Here is an 18,130-nt window from a genome sequence, read left to right as displayed (position 1 = left end):
TTATCTTCCTTGTGCCGTGAAGACGGTCTGGTGGGTCGCTGATCTACTCTTCTACGCGGCGGAAAGGCCCGAGCAAAGCGTTCAAAACGCAGGTCTGGGGCGGCTTTTTGCTTTGAGCATGGTCTTTTCGCAAAAACCGCGTCACACTGTTCCGGACACTGCTCTATCGCTTGGTCTCGCGGCAGCCGGCGGCTTCCGCCTCCTCGACCGAGCAGAACCAGCGGGTGCCCTTGCTGATCTTCATCTTGATCTGGGCGTACCAGCGGCTGGTCGGGGTGTGATAGATGCACTCACCCGATGTATTGACGTTGCCCTTGATGGTGCAGTCAGGCGAGGGCGCAACCGGTCCGGAGGCCGAGGCGAGCAGCACCGCATGAGCGCCGTCGGGCGGCTTGGTGGCGCCGAGAATCACCGTCTTCTTGTTGCGCACGCGCCAGTCCCAGGGCGCGATGAAGGCGCCCTGCCACATCCCGGCTTTGGCCTCACGCGCGGCAGCTTCGTCCGCCTCGTAGTCCTTCGAGAGGCGGGTATAGGCCAGCGCCCATCCGTTGCGTACCAGCCATTTCTGGATGTCCTCGCCGCCGACCTCGCAGCGCGCCACGGTGCGGCCGCGGCGGTCGATCGAGCGGGCATGGCAGACCCAGTTTTTGCCGTCGCTGTATTTGGCGAGCTCGTCGCGCGCGGCGACGCCGCAGGTCCAGCGCTCGCTCTTGGTGTTGAGGCAGAGCTGGTCGACCGAGGGCGCGTCGATGCCGCCGAGCCGGATCCGCGTATTGCCGATCAGGACGGAATCACCCTCGCGGACCTTCGCGGTGCCGCTGATGTCGGCCGCCTGCGCCATCGACGGCAAGCTGAGCAAAGACAGCGCAATCAGGAATTTTCGCAACATGCCGGTCCGCGCGTGATGAAAATCTCGATAGAGCCCGCAATTGTGGTCGGCTTTGGGCCTCTCGACCAGCATATGCCGAACGGAGAGGGCTTCAACTTCCCGTCATTGCGGTCTTGCTTTACCCTCCCCCCCCCCAGGGAGTAAGAGCAAAGCCTCACCCCCGCGCCATCGCCCGCTTCGCCACTGCCAGCCCCATCAGCACGAATGCCGACGTCACCTCGGGACCGCCGACCAGGATCCGCGTCGGGGTCTTCATCTTGTTCCATTCATAGGCGCGGAACGGGCCGCGGCGGCCGCCTTCGCCGATGGCATCGACGATCACGTTCAGGGCTGGGGCGAAGGCGCGCGGATCGGCGCCGAGATGGCCAAGCGCAATCAGCGCCAGCGCGGCGTCGAACACGTTCATCTCCGCGGCCATCAGCTCGACCTTGACGTAGGAGAGTACGCGATGGCGGATGAAGTCGAAATCGCCGTTCGGATCGATCGCGGCCTGCGCCGCCGGCGGCAGTGCCAGGAAGGCCGCATAGCAGCGGCCGAAATAGGCGCTGTAGAGTTCCGGCAGATAATAGATGTGCGAGCGCGGATTGGCGAAGGCGCCGCTCGCCGCCAGCCGCTTCTGGAAGCCGATGATCCGGTGCACGGTCGCAAGTCGCGCAGGCGTCTCCAGGATCTTCCAGCGCGCCAGATTGCGAAAGCTCACCTCGAGAATGTCGAGATTGAGCGTCGGATCGAGATCATTGCCGTAGGGGCGCTCGCCCCTGACATTGTCGATCCAGGTGGCGACGCCGCCCTCGTAGTCGATGTTGTCGTTGAGCGGCACCGTCACGCGCGCCTCGTTGACGCCTGATAGCACCTGGTAGCCCGCGTAGAAATCCAGCAGCGGCTGGTCGATGATCTCATCGGTGCAGCCGGCCTGCGTCGCCGCCGAGATCGAGCACGCCGTGGTGTCGCAGTCAGGCACATAGACGCCGAAGCCGAGGTCCTGCTTGATCTGCGCGAAATAGCGGGAGAAGCGCGGATGCGGCGCGGGCGCCAGCGCCGTGATGACGTTGAAGCGCTGGCCGTTGCTGCCCTCGACCTCCTCACGGCTGATGTTGACGCAGAAATCGACCATGTCGGCGATCGCGCGCTCGGCCGCGATCCTGTCCGTGGGCGAGGCGAGCCCGGTTTCGACATAGCTCAACAGTGCCTCGATGAAGAACGCATCATAATAGGCCGAGCGGTGGCGGATCTGCACCGGTTCCCACATCGGCTCGGCGATCCCTCGCCAGGGCGGATTGATCACGGCGCGAGCGGGCGAACGCGCGATGAAGACGCGGGCGAGGTTGAACAGCATCGATGAATTCTTGTAGCCGCGCGCATTCAACCCGGTGAGCGCCATGATCAGCTCGCGCCCGCGGAAATCAGCATCGCCGATCAGGTTGAAGGCGGCATAGGTCGGCAGAAAGCCGTTTTTGCCGAATGAGACGAGCAGATGCTGCGCGCAATCGCGGATCGCGCCGTCGATCTGTGCCGTCGTCGGCATCGCGCCGACGAACATGGCCGGCGGCGGCTTGGGGTGGTCGAGCGTGATGGTGTCCACGAGTTCGGCAATGGGCCGGCCGACCGCGGCCCAATCGGGTTCGGCATCGTCGCGGGCGCGGGCGAGTGCCTCGCGCAGCCGGGTCAGCTTCGCCCCGTCGCGCAGTTCGCTCACGCCGGCACGGCGCAGCAGCAGGCGCAAAGCGGGATTGCCGAGCGCGGTCTTGTAGAATTTTGCCAAATGCGGATCGCCGCCGGCTTGGCCCGACAGGACGGGATCGCAGACATCATAAAGGGAGGGGCCGTCTTTTCGTGCCGTCAGCGCTCGGCACGCGGCGCCTGCGAAATAATGGAGGCTCATGAAATACCTGGTCGCGGGGAACTGGGAGGCCAGGTTGACGACTGCCCCCTGCAAGTCTTTGAAAAAGCTACCCGGATTCGCGGGAAATTCAAATGTGACCGACGTCACGTAAATCTCGGACACAAAAGCTGCATTTCCGCTCCCGGAAGGTGACCGAGGAACCCTGGAGGCGGATTCCAGGAAGCAAAATTCTCGTAACAGATTCAGAGGCTTAGATCTAATTCGGCATGGTCTATTGCCGAGGCGGCGATCTCAGGTTAAGGCTTTATTTGGTGCGGTGCCGCAAATTGCGCGCAATTCGGGGGCACACCCCCGGCCAATCCCTCAAACCTAAAGACGCCATCGCGCTACTCAAGCAGTGCGCGCGCGCTTGGCCGGTCTTTGGCACTGACAGGAATGAAGCGAGATGAATGTAAGGCAGCTCGACATTTCCCGACGCTCGATTGCGCTCGCCGCGGCCCTCGTCGGCACGGTGTCGCTGGCGATCGGCGCCCATGCTGCCCTCAACATGCGCGCGCTCGACGCCGCCAAGGCCGTTTCGACCGACCAGGTCACGGGTTCGGTGGGCGAGACCTCGCGTCTCGCGCTCGTGATCGGCAATGGGCATTATCCCGACGCCAGCGCGCCGCTGACGCAGTCGATCAACGATGCACGCGCGCTGTCCTCCAGCCTGCGCAAGAACGGCTTTGACGTCGACATGGTGGAAGACGCGAGCAAGGACGACATGGTCCGCGCCGTCAACCGCCTGAAGTCCCGTATCAAGCACGACACCACCGTCATGCTGTTCTTCGGCGGCTATGGCGTGCAGGCCGGCCGCGAGAGCTACATGCTGCCTGTGGACGCCGTGATCTGGAAGGAAAGCGACGTGCGCCGTCAGGGCGTCTCGATCGAGGGCGTGCTCGAGATGATGAAGGAGCAGGGTGCCAAGGCCAAGCTCGTCGTCGTCGATGCGTCCCGCCGCAATCCCTACGAGCGCCGCTTCCGTTCTTACAGCCACGGTCTCGCGCCGATCGGTACGCCCGACAATGCGCTGATCCTGACGTCCGCCTCGCCCGGCAAGGTCGTGGACGACGGCAAGGGTGAGCACTCGACGCTGGTCAGCGAGCTCCTCGCCAACCTCGCGACGCAGGGCAGCGCCGAGAGCGTCTTCAACAAGACCCGCCTCGCCATCTCCCGCGCCTCCGAAGGCGATCAGGTCCCGACCGTTTCGTCCTCGCTGCTCGAGGACGTGCATTTCGATCAGGCCGGCGGGTAGTCTTTTCGCAGGGCTCGCAGGTGGATTAGCGAAGCGTAATCCACCGCTTCTCTCTCGGCTCGGAAAGCAAATCGGTGGATTACGCCTTCGGCTGATCCACCCTACGGCATGCGTGCTTGGGCCACGACTGTCTCTCCATCGTCGTTGCGCGCGCAATGACGGGTGTGGTGAAAATCTACTTCGCCGCTTCCGCGGCCATCACCGGGCGCACCGGATCGCCTTCGCGCAAGAGCGCGCCGGCGCGAGCGACGACGATGTCGCCTTCGTTGAGGCCGTCGCGAACCTCGATATTGCCGCCCGACATCAATCCGGTCTCGACGCGCTTGGTCTCGACGCGGTTGCGGCGGATCACCTGCACCACGGTGCCCGCGGATGTATATTGCACCGACGTCAACGGCACCGCGACGTTGCAGCTCTGGCCGGTCTTGATCAGCGCGCGCCCGCTCGCGTTGATCAGTAGCCTCCGCTGCGGGGCGATGCCGATATAGACCATGCCCTGCTGGATGTTCGGCTCGACGGTCGGACCGATGCGGCGCACCTTGCCATCGATATCGCCGGCCCCGGCAATGCGCACGGTGACAGGCTGATTGACCGCGAGCTTCCTGATGTCGTTGGTCGCAACGAGCCCGACGAGGTCGTATTCGCTGCGCGCCACGATCGTGAACAGCGCCTCGCCCCTGGCCGAGGCAGGCGCGCCGATCTGTGCGGTGGAGGTGGCGACGACGCCGGCCACGGGCGCGGTGACCTGGAGCGTGCCGCCTTCGGGCAGCGCCAGCCGCGCCAGCACCTGGCCGGCCGTCGTGGTCTCGCCCGCGTCGGCCAGCACCTCGGTCACCTTCAGGCCGGGACGCTCGGGCCGTACGGAGGTTTCCTCGCGCGCCATGATCGAGCCGGTCGCCTCGACGATGTCGGAGAAGCAGGACTTGGCCGCTTTCAGCACCGTGACCGCCGGCCCTTTTGGCGCGTCGTCATCAGCCGCGCGGGCGGGCAGGGCGGAGATCAGCGCCAGTCCGGCGAGAGCTGCGAAGGTCTGGGACAGGGAACGCGCAGGCAATGAACGCATCGGTCATTCCGGTTGGCTGCAAGGCTCTCAGCGATATGGCCCGATCGATAGCAGAAGCGATGGCGGCGGGCCATGGGCTGACCGGGTGAGAATGCCGCAGCGCAGGCGGCGCCATGCCGCCTGTTGGCTTTGTCGCTGCATAAGCAAAGAGGTTCGTACCCGTCCCCTCCAGGGGAGGGTAAGAAAGAGCCCTCACTTCAGCGTCGCAAACTCCACCCAGTTCGGCCTCTTGCCGGTGGGGTAGGATTTCAGCTTGCTGAGCGCGCCGCTGGCCTGGTCGATGGCGTAGACGGTCATGCCGTCGGAGAGCTCGCCGACCGCGGCGAGATAGTGGCCGGTGGGATCGATGTTGAAGCCGCGGGGCTGTTTCTCGGTCGGCACGCTCCCGATCGTCGTCAGCTTGCCGCTCGATGCATCGACCTTGTAGGCGGTCAGCGTGTTGCTGGTGCGTTCGGAGGCGTAGAGAAAGCGGCCGTCAGGGGTGACGTGAATGTCGGCGGCCCAAGGTTTTCCTGAAAAAGCTTCCGGGAGGGCCGTGGTGCGCTGGATCTCGCTCCAGGCTCCGCTCTCGGCCTCATAGCTGTAGGCCGCGACGTCGCCGTTCAGCTCGTGGATGAGATAGACGAACTTGCCGTTGGGGTGGAACACGAAGTGCCGCGGCCCGGATTTTTCCGGCGCCCTGATCGCCGGCAGATCGCCCGGCGTCAGCGTGCCCGCGGCGGCGTCGAACGCAAAGCTCAGCACCTGGTCCGAACCGAGATTGGTCGCGAACACGAAGCGGTTGTCGGGCGAGGGCAGGAAGGCGTGCGCGTTCAACCCGGTCGGGATCACCTGCTTCGGCTCGGCGACGACGCTGTTGGCGGCAAGCGGATTCAGTGCGACCTTGTTGCCGCCATAGGAGGCGCTGAACAGCACCTTGCCGGTGCGATCGGTTGCGATGTTGGCCATGCTGTCGGCGAGCGGCCCGTTGCCGATCGGGCTGAGGAGACCGGTCGTGGGATCGATCGCAAAGCTCACGGCGACGAACGGCTGCGCGCGGACGCCGGCGATCAGCACGCGATGGTCGGGCGTGATGGCAAGTGGTGTCGAGGAGCCGGGCTTCTCGACGCCGGTGAAGGCGGCCGTCTGCACCGGGGTCATCTCGCCGTTCCCGGCAAGCTTGAACACGCTGATGCTGTTGCTGTCGGCATTGCCGACATAGGCGAAGGTTTCGGCCATGCCGGCACGGACTCCGGAAACGAGGGCAAGAAAGGTGACAACAGAGGTGACAAGAGCGGTGAAGAGCGTGTTGGCGATCACCGCGCGGCGTGTCGGTCTGATCAAGGGCGTCCTCCTGCCGGTACGGCCAGTCGTTTTGCGGCAGGATAGCGGCTCGTAATCCCTTGCACCAAATTTCAGATGAGATCGATCGATGCCGAAATTGTATCGGTCCGCTGCTGCGCTAGCGCACCGACGCCGTCAGGTCGCGCGAGGGCAGATGCGAGCCGGCCTCATGGTCGGGCGGCCCGAGCACCGTCCATATGGCGACGGCGAGCAAGGCCGAGGTCAGGATGGTCCAGGCCACGAGTTGCTTCGTCATGAGGCCAAATCCGTCCGTCCAAGGTTCGACGCGTCCAGTGCGCCAACTATCGTGCACCGCAAAAAGGTGGCGCCGATATGAACTCGTTCACAGCCGAACGGCGCTCCGGTAAATTACGAATCCAAATGACGAACGATTGCCGGCCGCGTGCATTGACCCGGCATGCCCCGCGAAAACGACCTCGAAGGCAAACCCGATATGGGCGGTAAGCACGGCGGACAGTCCGGCCAGCCCAAGCCGCCACCGCGTCCGCGCGAAGGCGCTGGGGATGAAGACGTCGTGGCAAAACGCCGCGCCGGTGAAACCGATCGGAAGGTCGCGACGACCAAGACAAGAGATCGCTAGGCTTTCGCCTGCAGGGAACGGCAGCCTCTTCCCGCCGTTGCCAAGGGTCTCGCGGGCGAGGACGACAATCGGAGGCCGGCAAAAGGAGGCTGGCAAAAGGAGGCTGGCAAGTGTTTTGGATTTATTGGGACACCGCCTGGTCGCTCATCATCAGCGGCATCATGTTCGCCACCATCATCGCGCATCCGGACGCCGAGTTCGTCGAGGTTCACCCCATCAGGCGTTCGAAGTGAAGCTGATGACTTGAACGTCGCGCCCCCGACCGGTGCAAATCGGGCTCCGCCCCGCGCCTCCTGCGGGCCGATGGGCATGTGGTGAACCAAATCTTAGGGGCAAGCCGGTACTTTCCTGCATCCTTATCCGATTCAGAGACCCGGCGCTCCCATGGCATCGTTCGGCAATCCCTCCATTCGTTCTGTTCTCGGCGCCATCATCGGCGTCCTCGGCCTGTTCCTCGTCGGGCAGCTCTCGACCGGCCTGTTCGGTGCCATCGAGCGCAACAGCGCGGCGCAAAAGGTCGAGCGCTACGCCGGGACTGACCAGCAGCTTTTCACGGCGCTGCTCGGCTTCAGGATCGAGCGCGGCACCTTCCTGTCGGCGCTGGTTGCCGAAGAGCCTGCCAATGCCGCTGCCGATGAGCGGATCGCTGCCAACCGGCAACTGTCCGAAGCTGCCTACAAGATCGTGCTCGAACGCCTCGACGGCGTGTCCGATTCCCGCCTTGCCGGCCTGCTGGGCAAGTTCGTTGCGCTCCATGACGCGCTGTTGCCGCTGCGAACCAAGGCCGAAGCCCTGATCCACCAGCCGAAGGCGGCGCGCGACACCAGGGCGGCCGACGAGTTCAGGAAAACGGCGCAGGACTATCTCGACTCCATACTCGACTTGACCACTGCCCTCGAGAACGCGCTCAAGCTCACGGACCCCGTGGTCGATCATCTCCTCGGCGTGAAGCAGTCCGCCTGGGCCGCGCGCAATTTCGGCGGCCTCATCGCGATCCGTCTCGAGGCCGCGGGTGCTGCCGCAAAGCCCTGGACCGCCGCCGACATTGTCGGGGCGGCCGAGGACGGCGGTCGTGCCAAGCAGGCCTGGAGCCAAGTGCAGGATGCCGCAAGCCGCACTGACGCGCCTGCGAGCCTCACCGACGTGGTCGCGCGTTCGAAGCAGGGCGACGCCGTCGCCATGGTCGAACGCCAGCAGGGACTCATCAAGGCGCTGAGCAACAACCAGACCATCGAGATCAAGGGCGTGGAGCTTGCCAAGCTCAATACCGCCATTCTCAATTTTTACGTCGAGGCTGGTCAGGCGGCGCTGGCCGAGATGGTCGCCCGTGCCGGGCAGCAGAAGACGGCTGCGATATGGAGCCTCGTCTTCAACGGCGCGATGATGCTGGTCGCGCTCGCCATCACGGTGTTCGGCTTCATCCTGGTTCAGAGCCGCGTCTCTACGCCGATCCGCAAGCTGACGCAGGCGATGCGCAAGCTCGCCGAGCGCGACTATGCGATCGAGCTCGCAGGCATCGAGCGCGGCGACGAGATCGGCGAAATGTCGCGTGCCGTGTCGGTGTTCAAGGAGAACATGATCACGGGCGACCGCCTCGGCGAAGAAAGGGCTGCCGAGCAGGCCAAGAAGGAGCGGCGCCAGCTCGCCATCGATCGGCTGATCGAGCAGTTCGAAAAGACCGTCACGGAATCGCTGCACACGCTGGCGTCGGCGTCGGGCGAGCTGAATGCCACGGCGCAGTCGATGTCCTCGACCGCCGAGCAGGGCTCGTCCAAGGCGGCCTCGGTCGCGAGCCTGTCGGGCGATGCCTCTTCGAACGTTCAGACGGTTGCGGCGGCAACGGAAGAGCTCTCGGCCTCGATCAGCGAGATCAGCCGGCAGGTCGCGGAATCCTCCAGCATCGCCGGCGCTGCCGCCAGCGAAGCCGATCGCACCAACGCCGAGGTGCAGGCGCTGGCCGACGCCGCCCAGCGCATCGGCGACGTCGTCGCGTTGATCACGGGCATTGCCGAGCAGACCAATCTGCTCGCGCTCAATGCCACCATCGAGGCGGCGCGCGCAGGTGACGCCGGACGCGGTTTTGCGGTGGTCGCTTCCGAAGTGAAGAATCTCGCCACGCAGACCGCGAAGGCGACCGAAGAGATCACCGGCCAGGTCGCCGCGATCCAGGGCGCGACCAAATCCTCGGTCACTGCGATCCAGTCGATCGGCACCACCATCCAGCGCGTCAACGAGATCGCAGCCGCGATCGCGGCTGCCGTCGAGGAGCAGGGCGCGGCGACGCGCGAGATCGCGCGCAACGTGCAGCAGGCCTCGCAGGGCACCAACGAGGTCTCGCGGCACATCTCCGGCGTGTCCCAGGCCGCCGGGCAGACCGGTGCGGCCGCCGGCGAGGTGCTCGACTCCGCCAAGATGCTGGCGCGCCTGTCCGACGATCTCAAGCGCGACGTCGACCGCTTCGTCGGCGATCTCCGGGCGGCGTAGCGCAGCTCCGGTCTCGTCCCGGGACGCTACGCGGCACGAAGCGGTGCGCCATCGGGTCGTTGCCGCCCCGTCAGGTGGACTTTGTCGTCGCCGCCGCGATCTCCGCCGCGAAGTCGCGGTAGGAGCGCAGCGGACGACCGAGGATAGTGGTCAACCGCTCGACGTCGCCGGCGTCGGGGATCATGCCGTGGGTGACATAACGCTCGGCCATCAGGCGCATCTCGTAGGCCGTCCATTTCGGCATGAAGCTCGCCATGTTCTGTTCGAACCCGCTCGGATCGTCGCCGCCATAGACGACCGGGCGCCCCAGGAGATCAGACCAGATCTTCGCCACGTCAGGTCCGGTCAACGTGTCGGGCCCGACCAGGTTGATGGTCTCGACCGGAAGCTTTTCCGGCGCCCGGTCGCGACGGATCAGTTCGATCGCAGCGACCTCGGCGATGTCGCGCGCGTCGACCATGGCGACGCCCTTGCTGCCGATCGGCATGGGATAGACGCCGTGATTGAGGATCACGTCCTTGATCATGAGCTCGTTGTCGATGAAATAGCTCGGGCGCAGGATGGTGGCGCTGAACCCCATCTGCGCCAGCATGCGCTCGGCGCCCGATTTCACGGCGAAGTGCGGCACGTTCACGGCCGCGTCGGCGTCGAACACCGACAGATAGGCGACCCGTTCGACACCGGCCTCGCGGGCGATGTTCAGCGTGATGATCGCCTGCGTGAATTCGTCGCCGGTCACGGCGTTGAGCAGGAACAGCGTCCTCACGCCGTCGAACGCCGCGCGCGACGAGTCGATGTCGAGAAGGTCGCCCTTGGCGACATCGACGCCTGAGGGCACGTCGGCCTTCGCGGGATCACGGGTCAGCACGCGCACCTTGGCGTTGCGCTCGACGAGTTGCCGGACAACGTGGCGGCCGACGCGGCCGGTGGCGCCTGCTACGAGGATGGTCATGGGATCGCTCCTTGCTGGGGTTAGAAGACACCCCGCAAATTAGTGATCCGAATTAGAGCCGATAGACGCTATTTTTAGACCGTGTGTCTCACAGATGGAACAGACTGATCTGCCTGCGCTTGCTGGCTTCATCGGGCGCCCGGCGCGGAGGGTCGGTCAGGCCGCATGGGGCTGTGCAGCCGGCAGCATGCGGCTGAAGCCAATTCGTTGCTCCGGTCTTCTCAGGTCATGCTGCCGGGCATGAAGCAGCGGATGTTGGCGCGGCCGTTGACGTAATAGGGCCAGACGATGGTGCGGCCGATGCGGTTCGGTTCGGTGATGACGGTGTCGTCGGGCACGTCGATCCAGTCACCCATGATCCTCACGCGATAGTGTCCACCGCGCGTCTCCCAATCGACGTCGTCGAGCGCCGTGCCGTCCGCATCCGCGCAGCAGGGCCCGCCACCCTTGCTGTGCAGGCTCTCGAACCAGCCCTTGAGGGGGGAGTTCGCAAAGCGGCCGTCGTCGCGCGCCTGCGCGGCAAAGCCGATCAATGCGGCGGCCGCTATGAGTGGAATCATCCTGGAAGTCACGATCGCCATGTCGCCTCGCTTGATGTGCACGCGCGCAACCGATCGCAGGCGGCAAGTCGCCCGCGTTGTGCGTGATGCAATGTCGACTGAGGCCCGCCCGGCCGGAGTTCCCGGCCGTCTCAGCAGCGCGATAACTGCGAGATGCGAGGTTTGATCCTATTTGCTCTGGACCACGCGAACGTCGCTGCAATGCGGGCGGGGGCCGGCCTCAGGCCGCCGCCGCCTGCTTCGCCAGCAATTGCTTCAGCTTCGCCGCCGGCACGGCCGGGCTGAACAGCCAGCCCTGCATCTGGCTGCATCCGAGCTGCCGCAGCACCGCGGCTTGCGCTTCGGTCTCGACGCCTTCCGCCGTCGTCGCCATGTGGCGGGCCGCGGCCATGTGCACCACGGCCTGGACGATCGGAGAGGAATCCTCGGATTGGCCGATGTCGCTGATGAAGCTGCGATCGATCTTGATCTTGTCGAACGGGAAGCGATGCAGATAGCTCAGCGACGAATAGCCGGTGCCGAAATCGTCGAGCGCGATGCGCACGCCGAGATCGCGCAGCTGCTGCAGGACGGTCAGGGCCTCCGCGTCGTCGCGGATCAGCACGGTTTCGGTGATCTCGAGCTCGAGCCGCCCCGGCGCGAGGCCTGACTCGGAGAGCGCGGTTGCAACCTTGAGCGCCAGCGTCTTGGAGCGGAATTGCACCGGCGAGACGTTGACCGCGATGTGGATGTCGCCGGGCCACGACGCCGCCTCGGTGCAGGCCTGCCTCAGCACCCATTCGCCGATCTCGCCGATCAGGCCGGTGTCCTCAGCGACCGGAATGAAGTCGGCGGGCGAGACCATGCCGCGCTCCGGATGGCGCCACCTGAGCAACGCCTCGCAGCCGGTGACGACGTTGGCGGAGAGATCCACCAGGGGCTGGTAGTGCACCTCGAATTCGCGGCGGGCCAGCGCCTGGCGCAGGTCGATCTCGAGCTGGCGGCGCTGCCGCGCCTTGGCGTCGTATTCCGGCACGAAGACGCGGAAGGTGCCGCGCCCTTCGCACTTCGCCGCATACATCGCCAGATCGGCGCGCTTGAGCAGGTCGTCGATGATGTCGCCGTGGTCCGGCGCGATCGCGATGCCGATGCTGGCGTCGGTCGTGATCTCCTGGCCCTTGCAATCGACGGGGATGCGCAGCGCCTTCAGGATCCGTTCGGCCAGCGCCGCCAGCTCGTCCTGGTCCGAGCTCCCGGCCTTGACGATGGCGAACTCGTCGCCGCCGAGCCGCGCCACGAGATCGTCGTCGCTGACGCAGGCGCGCAGGCGGCTGGCGACCTGGCGCAGCAATTCGTCGCCGACCTCGTGGCCGAGCGAATCGTTGACGCCCTTGAACTCGTCGACGTCGATATAGAGGACCGCAAATGACCTGCCTTGGGCGAGCTCCGCCACGCGCCGCTCCAGATGTCCGCGCATCAGCACGCGGTTGGGCAGGTCGGTCAGCGCGTCGTAATGCGCCATGTGTGCGATGCGCTCGTCGGCGCGGATGCGCTCGGTGACGTCGTTGTGGGTGGCGAGCCAGCCACCGGCCGCGCCGGGATGGTTTTTGATTTCGATCAGGCGGCCGCCGGAGGTCTCGACGATGGTGCTCTGGAGGCGCCCCGCATTGCTCAGGATGTCTGCGCAATAGGCGTCGACGTCACCGTGGAATGAGCCGGTATCTGCGCGGTGCTGGATCACGTCGCGGAAAGTCGTGCCTGGCTTCACCACTGCGGTCGAGAGCCCGTACATCTCGATGTAGCGGCGGTTGCAGACGACGAGCCGCTCGTCCTGGTCGAACATCAAGAGCCCCTGGGTCATCGTATTCAGGGCGGTGTCGAGCCGCTGCTTCTCCAGCGAGACGCGGTTGGTCACCTGGCGGAAGATCAGGAACAGCGTGAGCACGAGCAGGCCGATCGACAGCACGGCGACGGTGACGAAGAACTTGGTTTGCGTGCGCCATGTGGCGAGTGTCGCGTCCAGCGATTTGGTGGCGACCACCACCAGCGGCTCGCCGGTGAGCCGGCGCGAGGCGACGATGCGGTCCTTGCCGTCCATCGGGCTCTTGAGCTTCGTGGTGACGAAGCTGCGCTCGAACACGGCTTTCTGCGCGGCCGAGCCGGTGCGGAAGTTCTGTCCGATCATCGCGTCGAGATGCGGAACGCGCGCCAGCAGCTGGCCATTCTGGTGGTGCATCGCGATCGAGGCGTCGTCGCCGAGGCCGGTCGAGGCGAAGAAGGATTCGAGCTGGTCCGGCGTGATCGCGCGGGTCACGATGCCGAGGAACTCGCCATGCGCGCCCGACACGCGTCGCGCAAACACGATCGCCGGGCCGCTGCCGAACCGGCCGGGCACGACCTCGATCTCTTCCTGCGCGGCCGGATCGTTCTTGAGCCTGATAAAATAGCCGCGGTCGGAGACCGAGATGTCGGCGACGGGCCAGCTCTTCGACGAGTTGATCAGCTCGCCCCTGGAATCGAACAAATTGGCGCCGGCGACGTCGGACCAGCCGCTGGCCTTGGTGCGCAGCACCTCGTGCATGGCGAGCGTCGACATCTCGCTGCGGAAGACATCGGGGGAATCGATGCCATAGCTTTCGAGCTCCGCGATGATGCTCTTCTGCAGCACCGCAAAATCCTCGAATTGCCGGTCGAAATGCCGTGCGAGCAGGCGGACCGAGCTTTCCAGGCTGTCGCGGCCGCTCTCGATCGCGTTCTGGCGGAAGCGATCGACGGTCAGCGCGGTGCCGACGGCCATCGCAGCCATCAGCACGAAGCCGCCGACGATCAGCCACGTCAGCGGTGCGCCCCGCCAACGGCGAAGCAACGCGCGCAACCGCGCGGTCCAGCTTGTTGATGCGCCCATCCCTGTCCTCTCCCTTGACAGGCAAGATGCAGCAAAACCGACAAGAGCCCGTTACCAGCAACGGTTAGGGAACTATGAATCGGAACAAAATCAGGAGCTTGGCGCGCCCCCGAAAGGGCACGAACCTGATCCGGTCCCGCCAGCCGCTCACTCCCGCTTCACTTCCCATGTCAGCGCGTCCGCATTGTCCTTGGCGAAGATCCCGGGCACGTCGAATTTTCCGGTCTGAAGGTCGTAGCGGCATTGCCAGCCGCCGAGGCCCTTCATGACGGTGTTGTTCGGATGCTCGTCGTATTGGCCGCCGAGCGAGATCAGGAGATAGCGGTTGTTGGGCCAATCGACGCCGAGTTTGCGATAGGCGTCTTCCGTGCCCTCCAGGAGACCCGGCGGCGGCCCGGAAGCCGCGAGCCCGGGGGGGCGAGCGTCAAGGCAAGCGCCAGCCATGGCGCGGCGCGGCAAGATGCGGTCACGGTGAAATACCCTTGAAGAATTGCCGCGAAGCGGCCTCGCTGATTTGACGTGCGTCAGCCCTGGCGGTTCACTTATCCAGGCTTGCTGCCGTAGCCAAAACGGCGCAATTTATCGGGGTTGATTTCCCAGGTTTTGATCAAGGCTTGATGACTGATGATCACCGCATCCAAGGCCTTCGTTGCGTTCTGTCTGCTGGCGGTGGTCGGCACCGTGCTGGTGATCGGCCCCGCCGAGCTGCGCCGGCTGCTGCCGGGCAAGACGAACACAGAGGTCGCCGCGGTCGTGAAGCCGGACGAGAAACAGCCCGAAGCGAAGACCAAGCTCGAGCCTGAGGCAAAGGCCGAGGTGAAGGTCGAGGCCAACGCAGAGGCCGACACCGGGGTCAAGTCGGAGGCGAAGACCGGCGAACCGAAGCTTGCCGCGGCTGCGCCGGCACCGTCAGCCTCTCCCATGGCCGAGACCCGGAAGCAGGTCGCGGCGCTGGCCGAGATCGCGCCGGCCAAGTCGCAGCTTTCAGCTGCCGACAGCGGCCCCCGTTTCGACGTCGCCCGCGTTGACGATCAAGGCGAGGCTGCTGTCATCGCCGGCCAGGCCGCGCCCGGTGCAAAGGTCGAGCTGCTGCGCGATGGCCAGCCGCTCGACAGCGTGGTGGCCGATGCATCGGGCCAGTTCGTGATGACCCCGCCAAAACTTCCCGCCGGCAGCTATGAGCTGGCGCTGCGGGCGACGGCACCGGATGGCACCGTCGTGCAGTCGAGCCGCACCATGCCGGTGACGATCGCCGAGGCTTCGCCGCCGGCGCGCGTCGCGGCGGCGCCGAAGCCGGACGCGAAGCCGGTCGAAAAGCCTGACGATAAATCAGACGTCGTCGCGTCCTTGCCGCCGCCACGCCTTACCGCGACGCAAGCGGCCCGGCCCCGCATGATGGGCTCGCCGAAACCCAAATCCATGGCGAGGCTGCCGGCCGCAAATGCTGCCGTCGCATCGGCCTCGCCCGCGGAGGCCATCACCCCGGCGACGGCGGAGGCCGGCGGCAGCCGGGTGGTGTCCCGCGGCGACAGCCTCTGGGCGCTGAGCCGTCTCGCCTATGGCGACGGCGCCCGCTATGCGGTGATCTTCAACGCCAACCGCGCGAAGATCCGCAATCCCAATCTGATCTATCCCGGCCAGACCGTCGTGGTGCCGCAAAAGCCGCAGTGAGCTTGCTTCGCCTCTCCCGCTTGCGGAGAGGCCGACGCGCCCCGGGCGATGCGAAGCATCGTGCCGCGCGCGGCGGGTGAGGGCTCTCACCACCCAGGAATACCCTCCCGAGCGGAGGCACCCCCACCCCAACCCTCCCCCGCAAGCGGGAGAGGAAGCCCGGCGCCGATGCCGCCGCATCGTGGACACCATATGCGATAGCACTGCCGCAGGGAGCGCTCGCCGCGATAGCGCCTCGGGGGTCCGCTGACGCTTCGCCCGTCGCGTCGCGGAACAATTGGTTCCCTCGCGAGTCATCTCTGCGACGTGGTGCGCTTGGCTGGAGGAGGGCCAAGGGGTGGTCAGCTCGTTGGTCGGTTCAGTGGTCTTGTCGAGATCGCGCTTGGGACCGGCGCTTGCCGGCGCGATTCTTGTCATTCTGACAGTGCTGTTGCCCAACAGAGCGGAAGCGCAGTTCGGATTGCGCGGCGGGCCGCTCGGTGTTGCGCGCTTTGCCGTCGGCCATGTGCTCGGTCTGTCGCGCCTGCGCCATGCCCGCATGGGCGTGCGCGGCGGCCGTACCCGTGATGCCGCGTTGCGGTCGCAGGATCCGCGGCCGAGGCCGGACGGAGCCGAGCGCGGCCGGCCCGCCAATCCCTATGTCGTGCGCGCGGCGCTCACCGCGCAGGCCGCGCTGTCGGGCTGGCATGGCGGCCACCGCCCGCAGGGCTGGTGGCGTCACCCTGACGGCAGCTATGGCTGGATCGGTCCGGTGTTCTGGCCGTTCGCGCATGACGATCTCACCGCTGCAATCATTTTCGGCGATACGACCAGTCTCTCGCTCTATGGCTACGGCGATATCTATGCCGCGATCTTCGCGCCCTATGCCGCGCCGGAGCTCGCCGCCTACACCGCGCCGCACGGCCGCCGCGGGCGAAGGGTTCCGTCGGTGGCGACGGTCTGCGATGGCAGCGACACCGGCGGCTTGCCTGTCGAACGTATCGCCGAGTTGGTTCAGCCGAACGAGATGCAGCGCTCGGTCCTGGACGATCTCGGCGCCGCCTGGATCTCCGCGCGCGATATCATCCGCGCCTCCTGTCCGGCGCAGGCGCCCGCGACGGCCGCGGAGCGCCTCGGCGTGATGCAGACCCGTCTGGAGGCGATGATCAAGGCCACGGACGCGATCGCGCCGGCATTGGACAAAGTCGTCCACCTGCTCGATGACGGCCAGAAAGCAAAGCTGGAGTCGCTGGCGCAGCAGCGCCGTGCCGCCCTCGCATCGGCCCAGCACAAGGACGCGCAGGCGGCCAAAGCCTGCGATCCGAACGACGATCCCCGCTACGACGTGCAGGCCCAGCACCAGTACGAGCAGCTCGTGCAGCAGCAATGGCCCGCCGCCGAGATCGTCTCGATGCTGAAGCTCGACGACACCGGAAGCGCCCGGCTCGACGTGCTGCAGGACACCACGCTGCGCACCATGCAGGCGCTGAGCTCCTGCCCGATGAAGGCGGAAGCGACACCGCAGGCCCGCCTCGCGGCCGTGAAGACACGGCTCCAGACGATGCTGCAAGCGGTGGGCGGCGTCGCCGATGCGCTCGATGATTTCGAAGCCGACCTGAGCGACGAGCAGAAGGCGGCTTTCGAGGCGATCGGGCCGAAGCGGGGGACGTGAGCAGGCGAAGCCGCGCAGCGGTCGGGGCTCCGCTCGATGATCTTCCGCCGCAAAACGCCCTGAACCTTTCACCCGGCGACGAACTCAACGTGGTGGAAGCCTCAAAGGGAAGGCTCGCGGTGGAGAAGGTCGACAAGCGAGCGGAATTTCTCAGGCAGGTGGAGCAGTTCCAGTTTCCCCTGCCCGAGGGTTACAAGTTCGATCGCGACGAGGCGAACGAGCGGTGAACGCGTTCTTCGACAGCAATATCCTGATCTATGCGTATTCGACCGACGCACGGCGCCAGCAAGCGCTGACCACGATTGCCGGCGGTGGTGTCATCAGTGCCCAGGTCCTGAACGAGTTCACCAACGTGCCGCGCAAGAAGCAGAGGCTGGATTGGCCTGTCATTGAAGCCGCCGTGCAGTCGCTGCGCTTTCGCTTTCCCGACATCGCGCCGCTGACGTCAGACACGCACGCTGCGGCGCTTGCTCTGGCCCGCGATCACACCCTCGCGTTTTACGACGCCTTGATCGTTGCAGCGGCGATCGAGGCCGGCTGCGACACGCTCTACAGCGAAGACCTGCAGCACGGCCGCGGCTTCAGTGGGCTCTCCATCGTCAATCCGTTTCTCGGGAGCGCGCCGTGAACGCCCAAACCCTCGTCGCCAAAGTCTGGAATTTCGCCCACGTCCTGCGCGATCAGGGCGTCTCCTATCAGGCCTATATCAGCCAGATCTCCTGTCTCCTCTTTCTCAAGATGGACGAGGAGCGCGTCACCCAGAGGCGAAGCCTCGATGCTGCCCAAAGGCGCGCGCTGGGACGACATCAAGGACCTCTCCGGCGAAGCGTTGAGCGAGACCTACGCGAAGCTCCTGGAGACAACCCAACCCGATGACGCGAGCGCCAGAGACGCCTACAGGGCAAGACGAGCTTC

At 65.7% G+C, this 18,130-nt stretch carries 17 protein-coding genes; 8 read left to right on the top strand and 9 right to left on the bottom strand.

Annotated elements, in window-relative coordinates:
- Positions 1–163 precede the first annotated feature (163 nt).
- Together ACVW16_RS16645 and ACVW16_RS16640 are read right to left on the bottom strand one after the other, a co-directional pair.
- Positions 164–889 carry a thermonuclease family protein gene (locus tag ACVW16_RS16645; protein WP_456700246.1) on the bottom strand — a complete coding sequence of 242 codons (726 nt, stop codon included), beginning with the start codon at positions 887–889 and terminating at the stop codon, positions 164–166.
- Positions 890–1,043: 154 nt separating this feature from the next.
- Entirely contained in the window at positions 1,044–2,771 is a 1,728-nt protein-coding gene (locus tag ACVW16_RS16640) for a hypothetical protein (protein WP_456736925.1), read from the bottom strand.
- 406 nt (positions 2,772–3,177) lie between these two features.
- Between ACVW16_RS16640 and ACVW16_RS16635 the strand changes: the two genes are divergently transcribed.
- Complete coding sequence (locus ACVW16_RS16635) at positions 3,178–4,026, top strand: caspase family protein (RefSeq protein WP_456700244.1); 849 nt, start codon at positions 3,178–3,180, stop codon at positions 4,024–4,026.
- 175 nt (positions 4,027–4,201) lie between these two features.
- Here the strand turns inward: ACVW16_RS16635 and ACVW16_RS16630 are convergent, their stop codons facing one another.
- The 3 genes from ACVW16_RS16630 to ACVW16_RS16620 all read right to left on the bottom strand — a co-directional run bounded on the left by ACVW16_RS16630 (position 4,202) and on the right by ACVW16_RS16620 (position 6,668).
- Positions 4,202–5,089 carry an efflux RND transporter periplasmic adaptor subunit gene (locus ACVW16_RS16630; protein WP_456700243.1) on the bottom strand — a complete coding sequence of 296 codons (888 nt, stop codon included), beginning with the start codon at positions 5,087–5,089 and terminating at the stop codon, positions 4,202–4,204.
- Between the two features lie 192 nt (positions 5,090–5,281).
- Entirely contained in the window at positions 5,282–6,412 is a 1,131-nt protein-coding gene (locus ACVW16_RS16625) for a lactonase family protein (RefSeq protein ID WP_456736926.1), read from the bottom strand.
- A 118-nt stretch (positions 6,413–6,530) separates the two neighbouring features.
- Positions 6,531–6,668, bottom strand: coding sequence for a hypothetical protein (locus ACVW16_RS16620; protein ID WP_456736927.1), 138 nt, complete (start codon positions 6,666–6,668; stop codon positions 6,531–6,533).
- A 455-nt stretch (positions 6,669–7,123) separates the two neighbouring features.
- Here ACVW16_RS16620 and ACVW16_RS16615 point away from each other — a divergent pair, with 455 nt between their 5' ends.
- A complete protein-coding gene (locus ACVW16_RS16615) occupies positions 7,124–7,246 on the top strand; it encodes a hypothetical protein (protein ID WP_456700240.1) in 123 nt (40 codons plus the stop codon).
- A 151-nt stretch (positions 7,247–7,397) separates the two neighbouring features.
- Complete coding sequence (locus ACVW16_RS16610; RefSeq protein ID WP_456736928.1) at positions 7,398–9,497, top strand: methyl-accepting chemotaxis protein; 2,100 nt, start codon at positions 7,398–7,400, stop codon at positions 9,495–9,497.
- 70 nt (positions 9,498–9,567) lie between these two features.
- On the opposite strand, the gene ACVW16_RS16605 is transcribed toward ACVW16_RS16610, so the two are convergent.
- The 4 genes from ACVW16_RS16605 to ACVW16_RS16590 form a co-directional block, all read right to left on the bottom strand.
- Positions 9,568–10,449, bottom strand: a complete 882-nt coding sequence (locus ACVW16_RS16605) for an SDR family oxidoreductase (RefSeq protein WP_456736929.1) — start codon at positions 10,447–10,449, stop codon at positions 9,568–9,570.
- A gap of 221 nt (positions 10,450–10,670) precedes the next feature.
- Positions 10,671–11,030, bottom strand: a complete 360-nt coding sequence (locus tag ACVW16_RS16600) for a hypothetical protein (protein WP_456700237.1) — start codon at positions 11,028–11,030, stop codon at positions 10,671–10,673.
- Between the two features lie 199 nt (positions 11,031–11,229).
- Positions 11,230–13,893, bottom strand: coding sequence for a bifunctional diguanylate cyclase/phosphodiesterase (locus ACVW16_RS16595; protein ID WP_456736930.1), 2,664 nt, complete (start codon positions 13,891–13,893; stop codon positions 11,230–11,232).
- Between the two features lie 147 nt (positions 13,894–14,040).
- Entirely contained in the window at positions 14,041–14,337 is a 297-nt protein-coding gene (locus ACVW16_RS16590; RefSeq protein WP_456736931.1) for a hypothetical protein, read from the bottom strand.
- A gap of 180 nt (positions 14,338–14,517) precedes the next feature.
- Here ACVW16_RS16590 and ACVW16_RS16585 point away from each other — a divergent pair, with 180 nt between their 5' ends.
- The 5 genes from ACVW16_RS16585 to ACVW16_RS16565 all read left to right on the top strand — a co-directional run bounded on the left by ACVW16_RS16585 (position 14,518) and on the right by ACVW16_RS16565 (position 18,091).
- Positions 14,518–15,564, top strand: coding sequence for a LysM peptidoglycan-binding domain-containing protein (locus ACVW16_RS16585; protein ID WP_456736932.1), 1,047 nt, complete (start codon positions 14,518–14,520; stop codon positions 15,562–15,564).
- Between the two features lie 382 nt (positions 15,565–15,946).
- Complete coding sequence (locus tag ACVW16_RS16580) at positions 15,947–17,215, top strand: Spy/CpxP family protein refolding chaperone (RefSeq protein WP_456736933.1); 1,269 nt, start codon at positions 15,947–15,949, stop codon at positions 17,213–17,215.
- A complete protein-coding gene (locus ACVW16_RS16575; protein ID WP_456736934.1) occupies positions 17,212–17,442 on the top strand; it encodes an AbrB/MazE/SpoVT family DNA-binding domain-containing protein in 231 nt (76 codons plus the stop codon). Before ACVW16_RS16580 ends, ACVW16_RS16575 begins: the two co-directional genes overlap by 4 nt.
- Entirely contained in the window at positions 17,439–17,843 is a 405-nt protein-coding gene (locus tag ACVW16_RS16570) for a PIN domain-containing protein (RefSeq protein WP_456736935.1), read from the top strand. The genes ACVW16_RS16575 and ACVW16_RS16570 overlap by 4 nt, the downstream gene beginning before the upstream one ends.
- Positions 17,840–18,091 (top strand): type I restriction-modification system subunit M N-terminal domain-containing protein, encoded by a 252-nt coding sequence (locus ACVW16_RS16565; RefSeq protein WP_456736936.1) that lies wholly within the window; start codon positions 17,840–17,842, stop codon positions 18,089–18,091. The genes ACVW16_RS16570 and ACVW16_RS16565 overlap by 4 nt, the downstream gene beginning before the upstream one ends.
- The last annotated feature ends 39 nt before the right edge of the window (positions 18,092–18,130 follow it).

The sequence above is a fragment of the Bradyrhizobium sp. USDA 4474 genome (assembly GCF_054057515.1).
The sequence above is the reverse complement of the archived record's forward strand: the minus strand, read 5'-3'. Positions and strand labels throughout refer to the sequence as shown.

What these genes read in the sequence shown, in the direction of transcription:
- ACVW16_RS16645 (WP_456700246.1), bottom strand. Translation starts at nt 889, where the DNA reads ATGTTGCGAAAATTCCTGATTGCGCTGTCTTTGCTCAGCTTGCCGTCG.
- ACVW16_RS16640 (WP_456736925.1), bottom strand. Translation starts at nt 2,771, where the DNA reads ATGAGCCTCCATTATTTCGCAGGCGCCGCGTGCCGAGCGCTGACGGCA.
- ACVW16_RS16635 (WP_456700244.1), top strand. Translation starts at nt 3,178, where the DNA reads ATGAATGTAAGGCAGCTCGACATTTCCCGACGCTCGATTGCGCTCGCC.
- ACVW16_RS16630 (WP_456700243.1), bottom strand. Translation starts at nt 5,089, where the DNA reads ATGCGTTCATTGCCTGCGCGTTCCCTGTCCCAGACCTTCGCAGCTCTC.
- ACVW16_RS16620 (WP_456736927.1), bottom strand. Translation starts at nt 6,668, where the DNA reads ATGACGAAGCAACTCGTGGCCTGGACCATCCTGACCTCGGCCTTGCTC.
- ACVW16_RS16610 (WP_456736928.1), top strand. Translation starts at nt 7,398, where the DNA reads ATGGCATCGTTCGGCAATCCCTCCATTCGTTCTGTTCTCGGCGCCATC.
- ACVW16_RS16605 (WP_456736929.1), bottom strand. Translation starts at nt 10,449, where the DNA reads ATGACCATCCTCGTAGCAGGCGCCACCGGCCGCGTCGGCCGCCACGTT.
- ACVW16_RS16600 (WP_456700237.1), bottom strand. Translation starts at nt 11,030, where the DNA reads ATGGCGATCGTGACTTCCAGGATGATTCCACTCATAGCGGCCGCCGCA.
- ACVW16_RS16595 (WP_456736930.1), bottom strand. Translation starts at nt 13,893, where the DNA reads ATGGGCGCATCAACAAGCTGGACCGCGCGGTTGCGCGCGTTGCTTCGC.
- ACVW16_RS16590 (WP_456736931.1), bottom strand. Translation starts at nt 14,337, where the DNA reads ATGGCTGGCGCTTGCCTTGACGCTCGCCCCCCCGGGCTCGCGGCTTCC.
- ACVW16_RS16585 (WP_456736932.1), top strand. Translation starts at nt 14,518, where the DNA reads ATGATCACCGCATCCAAGGCCTTCGTTGCGTTCTGTCTGCTGGCGGTG.